The 6,688-nt window shown below is 75.8% G+C and carries 3 protein-coding genes; all 3 read right to left on the bottom strand.

The features are described from left to right. A partial coding sequence (locus KME75_RS38760; protein WP_219419921.1) for a helicase HerA domain-containing protein occupies positions 1-2,447 on the bottom strand: 2,447 nt, incomplete at its 3' end. Then, positions 2,441-4,447 carry a VirB4 family type IV secretion system protein gene (locus KME75_RS38755; protein ID WP_219419920.1) on the bottom strand — a complete coding sequence of 669 codons (2,007 nt, stop codon included), beginning with the start codon at positions 4,445-4,447 and terminating at the stop codon, positions 2,441-2,443. The genes KME75_RS38755 and KME75_RS38760, both read right to left, overlap by 7 nt. Then, entirely contained in the window at positions 4,444-5,847 is a 1,404-nt protein-coding gene (locus KME75_RS38750) for a PrgI family protein (RefSeq protein WP_219419919.1), read from the bottom strand. The genes KME75_RS38755 and KME75_RS38750 overlap by 4 nt, the downstream gene beginning before the upstream one ends. Between the last annotated feature and the right edge of the window lie 841 nt (positions 5,848-6,688).

Raw genomic sequence — 6,688 nt, 5'->3', positions numbered from 1 at the left:
CCGCGTGCCGGGGTGGGTAGGGGTGGGAGGGGGCGGGTGGTGAGGGTGAACGCCGGGGTGTCGGCGCCGCCGGTGACGAGGCGGGCGGCGGCGTGGAAGGCGTCGAGGTGGGCGAGGTCGTGCCCGCCGAGCTCGGGGCTGGTGTGGCGGGCCAGGTGGGTGGCGTCGTCGGGGGAGACGGAGAAGAAGATCTTGTTGCGGGCGTTGGTGGCGATGCCGTCGCGCAGCTCGCGGGGGAGTTGGGCGAGGTGCTGGTGGGCCAGGGTGAGCGAGACGGCGAATCCGCGGGCTTCGGCGAGCATGTCCTCGATGGGGTAGGGCAGGTTGAGGAAGTTGTGGCACTCGTCGATCACCAGCGAGGCGTCCCGGCGGGCGGTGGGGGGTTGGTGGGCGCGGGCGGTGGTGGCCTGCCACGCCTGCGCCACGAGCAGGGATCCGATCAGCCGGGTGGTGTCGTCGCCGAGGGCGCCCTTGGGGAGGCGGGCGAGCAGGATCCCGCCGTGGTCGAGCACCGCGCGCAGGTTCACCGTCGACGGGCCCGCGCAGAGCGCGGCCCGGGCGAACGGGCGCAGCAGGATCGCGCGGAGCTTGTTCAGCAGCGGCGCGGTCACCTGCGCCCGGGACTGGTCGGACAGGGTGTCGAACCAGGCCCAGAACCCGGCGAGGACCTCGTCGCGGACATGCCGGGTGGCGCGGTGGCGGGCCTGCGAGTCGGTGAGCAGCCGGGGCAGGGCGGCGAGGGTGGGGGGTTCGGGGCCGGCGCGCAGGGTGAGGCAGGCCGCGCGGAGCAGGTCGTCGGTGCGGGGCCCCCAGGTGGCGGCGAACAGGCGGCGGAAGACGGAGACGACGTTTTCCACCGCCACATCCCCCACCCGCGATAGCGGCATCTCGGCCGAGGGGTGGGGGGCGAGCGGGTTCAGGCACGGCGGCGGGCCGGGATGGTCGGGGTCGAACACGACCAGCCGCCCGCTGGCCCGCACCGGGGCGGGGATGCGGTGGTGGACGTCGGTGACCAGGTCGCCTTTCGGGTCGATGACCACCACGCCCCGGCCGGCGCGGGCGTCGTCGAGGATCAGCCGCCCGAGCAGGGTGGATTTCCCGGAGCCGGTGGCGCCGATGACGTGCAGGTGATGCCGCGCGTCCGCCACCGCGACCCCGACGGGTCGGCCGCGGGTGTGGTCGCTGTCGCCGAGGGTCTTGATCCCGGGCCCGGTGGTGGGGATGTCGGGTGGTGGGGCGATGGTGGCGGCGCCGGCGCGGGACAGGCCGGGGATGTGCTCGTCGAGGGGCAGGTGCGCGATCGCGGCAAGCTCGGCGACCGACAGCACGTCACCGCGGCCCAACCGGCGCCCGCTGATCGCCTCGACTGGGTGGCGGAGGCGGTGGCGGCGGTAGTGGTTGTGATCGGAGAACCCGGCGAACGCCGAGGCGATCGCGTGGGCACGGCCCCGGACCACCGCCCGCGCCCGCTCCGCCGCCTCCCGGACAGCCTGGTCGCGGTGGCCGGTCTGCTGCCCGAATGGCGGGGCCGTGTTCGGCTTGAGCGCGGTTGTGGCGGTGTAGCGGACGGAGGTGGCATAGGCGCCGCCCCGGGTCTTGCCGGCGGCGGCCCGGTCCTGCGCGGACGTGACTAACCGGACCCGTGGCGGTGCGGCCGTGCTCCGCGCGGTCGCCGCCGAGGTGTTCCGGGTGCGGGTGTGCAGGGGGCCGGGGGTGGCGATGTCGAGGACCTCCCGCAGCACCAACACCACGGCAGCGTGTGCGGTGCCGACGAGTCGGCCCAGCGCCGGGGTGCCGGTCGAGGTGCGGGTTCGGGTGGCGCGGGTGAGGCGGTATCCGGTGATAGGGCGGGCGAGGATCTGCACGCACGCCCACTCCCCCGGCCCGAGCGGGCCGGGAGCGGCGAGCAGCCCACGCAGCGGATCGACGCCGCGGCCGTCGTGGTCGATGGGCAGGGTGTCGCCGCGGGCCAGCCGCAGCACGCCACCCGCCGCCACCATCTCCGGCCTGGCCGCGTGTGCGCGGCAGCGGGGGGACGGAGCGGGGGTGGTGTCGGTGCGCGCGCCGGGCCAGGCCGCGGTGATCGCGCGCTCGACCAGGCCGGGCGGCACGGTGCCGGGCACCCACATCCGAATTCGGATGCCACCGGAGGAGAACAGGTACTCGAACCCGACATGCGGCTGCCCCAGGGCGAGCCGCTGCCACCGCGGGCGGAGCAGCCCGAGCAGATTCCCCCACAACGCCACAGCGCCGTCGGGATCGACGCGCGGCGGCGGGAGGATCGTGATCAGCCGCGCCTGGTGGGCGAACCGGCGGTGCCGCCACCGCGCTGCACTGCGAGAGAACGCCACCGCCGCTGCCGCGGTGAGCAGCCCGCCGGGTGCCAGCAGCGGCCACCAGGCCGCGACCCAGCCGACCACGGCGTCCACGAGCGGCACGCTCACCATGGCTGCCCGCCCCAATCACCTTGGTCGCGGTGGTGGTCGGGGTGGTCGAGGTCAATCCACTCCGGTGCGGTGGCGGTCTGGTGGGCGGTCTGGGTGGGGTCGGTGGTGATCAGGCTGTCCTCGAACGCGGACGCGGTGGCGGTGAACGCGGCCCGGTGTTGCCCGGCGAGCAGGAGCCCGTCGCCGCGTTCGGCGGCCAGCAGGAACGCCCGCTCCCCGGCTGAGAGGTCGAATACGGTGGAGACGTGGTCGATGGCTTGGGGGGCTTGGCGCATCAGGATCTGGGTGGCGGCGTTGGTGAGGACGGCCTTGCCGAGGTCGGTGCCGAGCACGTCGGTGGTGTCCTGGGTGGCGACGGTCAATCCGGTCCAGTACTTGCGGCCCGACTTGGCGGCGCGGAGCAGGAACTGGGCGCCGTCGGGGTGCTGCAGCAGCAGCCAGGCTTCGTCGACGGTGATCAGTCGGGGGCGGCGGTCGTGGGGGTGGGTGACGGTGCGCCAGATCGCGTCCAGCACCAGCAGCGTGGCGAGGGGTTTGACCTCGTCGGCGAGCTCGCGCAGCGACCACACCACCAGATGCCCGTGCGGTGGCGTGCTGGTGGGGCCGTCGAACAGGCCCGCATAGGCACCGTCGACGAATGGGCGCAGCCGGGTCGCCAATGACGCCGCCACCTCGGCCAGCCCGTTCTCCCCGACCGGCTCCTTCCCGCTTGGGGTGACGGGCTCGCCTGCGTCGGCCTCGAGGTGGGCCTCGGGGGAGCCGTGGTCGCCGCCCGGGGCCTCCTCCTGGTGGAGCCTGTCGGGGGTGGCGAGGGTGGCGTGCAGGTCGCGGAGCAGCGGCGCTGGGCGGGTCCAGGTCCGCGGGTCGTCGGTGATGCCGGCGTATCGGTAGGTGGCGGTGATCGCGGCGTCGAGCACGGCGCGTTCGGTCGCGGTCGGGGTGGTGCCGAGGGCGACGGCGAGGAAGGTGTGCAGGAACAACACCCGCCGCGCCAACGCGTCGGGGGCCGCGGTCCGGGCGCCCGTGCCGGGGTGGGTGTGGATGGGCAGGTCGAACGGGTTGAGCCGCACCCCCGGGGCGCCGGGGCGGACCACGGTGCCACCGACCGCGACGCCGAGCCTGCTGTACTCGTCCTCGGGGTCGATCACCTGGGCATCGACGCCGCGATACAGGGAGCGCAGCAGTTCGAGCTTGACCAGGTAGGACTTGCCGGAGCCGGAGCGGCCGAGCACGACGGAGTTGTAGTTGTCGCAGCCGAACCGGTCCCAGAACACCAGCCCCTGGGAGCCCAGGTTGTGCCCGTAGAGCACCCCGCCGGGGCCGTCGCCGTTGGGGCCGTCGCCGCCGGGGAGGTCGGGGCTGGTGAACGGAAACGCCGCAGCCAGGGCGGCGGTGTCCATCACCCGCCCGCCGCCCGGCCGCTCGCCGCCGAGCCGGTTGAGCCCGAGCGGGAGACCGGTGTGCCAGGCGTGCAGGGCCCGGTAGGTGGTGGGGCGGGCATCGAGCAGCAGGCTGGTGGTCAGCGCGCGGACCGCGGCGACGTCCTCGTCGAGCTCATCCGCGGTCGCGGCGTGGACGGTGAGGGTCAAGGTGACGGTGTAGAGGCGGCCCTCGCCGCGGGCGACCCGCGCGGATAGCTCGTAGGCGTCCTCGGTCGCGGCCTCGACGTGCGGGTCGAGCAGCCGGCCGTGCTCGGCCGTGTGCCGCCGGCCGGATTCCAGGCGGGCGAGTTGGCGGCGCAGCCGCCCGGCGGCCACGGCCGGGTCGACCGGGTCGATGTGCAGCGAGACGTCGACCAGGCCCGGGTGGGTGGTCAGCGGCGCCAGCCACCCCGGCTGCACCTCCCGGGGGTAGCCGGTCACCACCAGCGTCGCCACCCACGCCCCGTCCACCTGCAGGTGCCGGGCGGCGACCACCAGCGCGCTCGGATCGAACCGGCCTCGACCTGTCGGGCGCCGGCCGCCGCGGGGCGTGGCGCTCTCGGTGTGCTGGCGGTTCATCCGGCGTGCCTCTTCGCGTCTGCCTGTTCGTGGTTGTGCGCCTCGACATCCAGGTCGTCCCACTCCTCGACTGCGCCGCTCTCGCCCCAGCTGTCGTCGTGCCAGCCGTCGCCCCAGCCCATTTCGACCTGGGCGCCGGTAGCGGGGTGGTCGGGGTGGTGCGCGCCGCCGAGCGGCCCTGGCTGTGGGGCACTGCTGGGCGGGTGTGCGTCACGGCCGCCGACACCGGTGATGCCGGGCGAAGTGGCGGGGTGCCGGTCGGGCGCCCGGTGCCGGTGAGCTCGCGCTTGCCCCGGCCCGGGGATGCGCGCGGTGATCACGTGCCGGTCGGGGACCTGGTCGCCGTCGGGCCACGCCGGTCCCGGGGTCGGCCCGACCCAGCGATTCGGCGTCTGTGATCTTGTGGCGGGCGGAGGTGGAAGCAGCGCGCTCGGCTGGCGAGTGGGGAGTTGCTGCTCGGGGTTCGTCGCGGTGTGCAGGGCTCGGGCGGCGGCGCGTGGGCCGAGCAGGGTGACGCGCAGCCCGATCGCGCCGAGCAGCTGCTCGGCCTCGGCGGCCCGGCGCAGCAGCTGCTCCTCCGCGGCCCGCGCTGTCTGTCCCAACCCGTCCCGGCGCCGCGAGTGGCTGGTCGTGGGGTCGGGGGTGGGTTCGCGGAAGATGAGCAGCAGGTGCCGGCGCAGCAGGTCGGCGTGCGCCCCGAGCTCGGCCAGGTGGGCGGCGTGCGCGTGCGCGGCGGCGGCGAGCGCCGGGTGCGGCAACCGCGACGCCTGCGCGCCCAGCTGGTGGATGGTGGGGGTGAGGTCGAGTGGGCTGGTGCGGGACAGGATCTGCACGGGCCGGGTCAGCGAGTGCAGCCAGCGCGCGAACCCGGCGACGAGGGCGTCTTGTTCCGGCGCGCTGCGCAGGGCGAAGTTGACCGGGGCCACCGCGCAGACCACCGCGAGTCCGTCCCGGCCGAGGTCGACCACACCGACCTCGCGTCCGCTGGCGCCGGCCCGGACGGTGCGGGCGGGGACGCGCGGCACCACGGCCCGCCCGCCCCGGCGGGCGCAGCCTGGATCCGCGCCGTCGTCGTTTCGGCTGCCCGGGCCTCGCTCGGTGCTCCCGGTTGCGGGGCGGCGGGCGCGGCGGGTAGAGGCGCGCTGACGCAGGGCGGCGAGCAGGAGCCGATCCACCGGGACGCCGTCGCGGGTCCCGAGGGCCAGGACCAGCCCGGCGACGGTGATCGGGGTGGCGCAGGCCAGGAACACCACCAGCGCCACCACCGGGGTGAGAACGGTCCACAGGGCATACAGCAGGGCGCCGGTGGCGGCGAGGATCGCCAGCTGGCGGGCGGTCAGCCCGGCCAGCAGCCGGTCCTCCCGCCCAATGTCGGCCGGGATCCGCACGGGTGCGGTCATGAGGAACTCCTTCGCGAACGGCCACCACGGCCACCGTGGCTTCCGCGGGTGCCGTCGTCCGCGGGGCTTTCGGGCGGGCCGTCGCCGCTGGGCTCGGCCCGCGCGGGTCGACGCTTCCCCGGGTCGGCCGTCGCGGCCTTGCCGGGTTGTTCGGGCTGGGTGGGAGGCGGCGTCTCCGCGTCCGGGCGGGCGGCTGGTGGAGTGGCGGGTGCGGTAGCGGGCGGAGTGCGCCGCGTCGACCGCGACGTCGCCGGCTCGCGCGTAGCCGAAGCCGCGGGGGCGGCGGGCGCCGGCCCCGCCTTCGGGGCGGGCCGGCGCGCGGGCGACGCCGTCCGGGACGACGTCCCCGGTGATCCGGGTGCAGCGGTCGGGCTGGTGGGGTCAGGGGCAGCGGGAGCGGGAGCTGTCGCCCGCGTCGGGGTGTCGGCGCGGCGCCGCGAGTTGGCGGGACCGGGGGTGTGCTGGGTGGGGTGGGGCGGGGGTGTCGGGTGAGGCCGTCGAGCGGGAGCGGGTACTGCCCGCCGCGCAGCGGCCGGTTCCCGTGATACGGGTCCAGCGGCAGCTGCAGCTGCACCCCCCGCCGCACCCGCCGCCCGGAAACCGGGCTCGAGGTGCCCAGCGGTGGAGTAGCGGGTGGTGGTGTGGGTCGGGGTTGGCGCGGGAGAGGCCCGAGCGGGAGCGGGTACTGGCCCGAGGGCAGCGGCCGGTTCCCGGCGAAGACGAACCGCTGCGGGTCCTCCAGCGGCAGCTCCCACTGCCGCCCCGCCCGACCCCGCCGACCCGAAGCGGTCCTTAGCGCGGGGGTGGGTGGCGGTGCAGGTGGAGGGGGTGGGCCGGGGTG

This window comes from Pseudonocardia nigra, assembly GCF_019396355.1.
In the GTDB taxonomy this organism is placed as follows: Bacteria; Actinomycetota; Actinomycetes; order Mycobacteriales; family Pseudonocardiaceae; genus Pseudonocardia; species Pseudonocardia nigra.
The sequence above is the reverse complement of the archived record's forward strand: the minus strand, read 5'-3'. Positions and strand labels throughout refer to the sequence as shown.

What these genes read in the sequence shown, in the direction of transcription:
- KME75_RS38750 (WP_219419919.1), bottom strand. Translation starts at nt 5,847, where the DNA reads ATGACCGCACCCGTGCGGATCCCGGCCGACATTGGGCGGGAGGACCGG.
- KME75_RS38755 (WP_219419920.1), bottom strand. Translation starts at nt 4,447, where the DNA reads ATGAACCGCCAGCACACCGAGAGCGCCACGCCCCGCGGCGGCCGGCGC.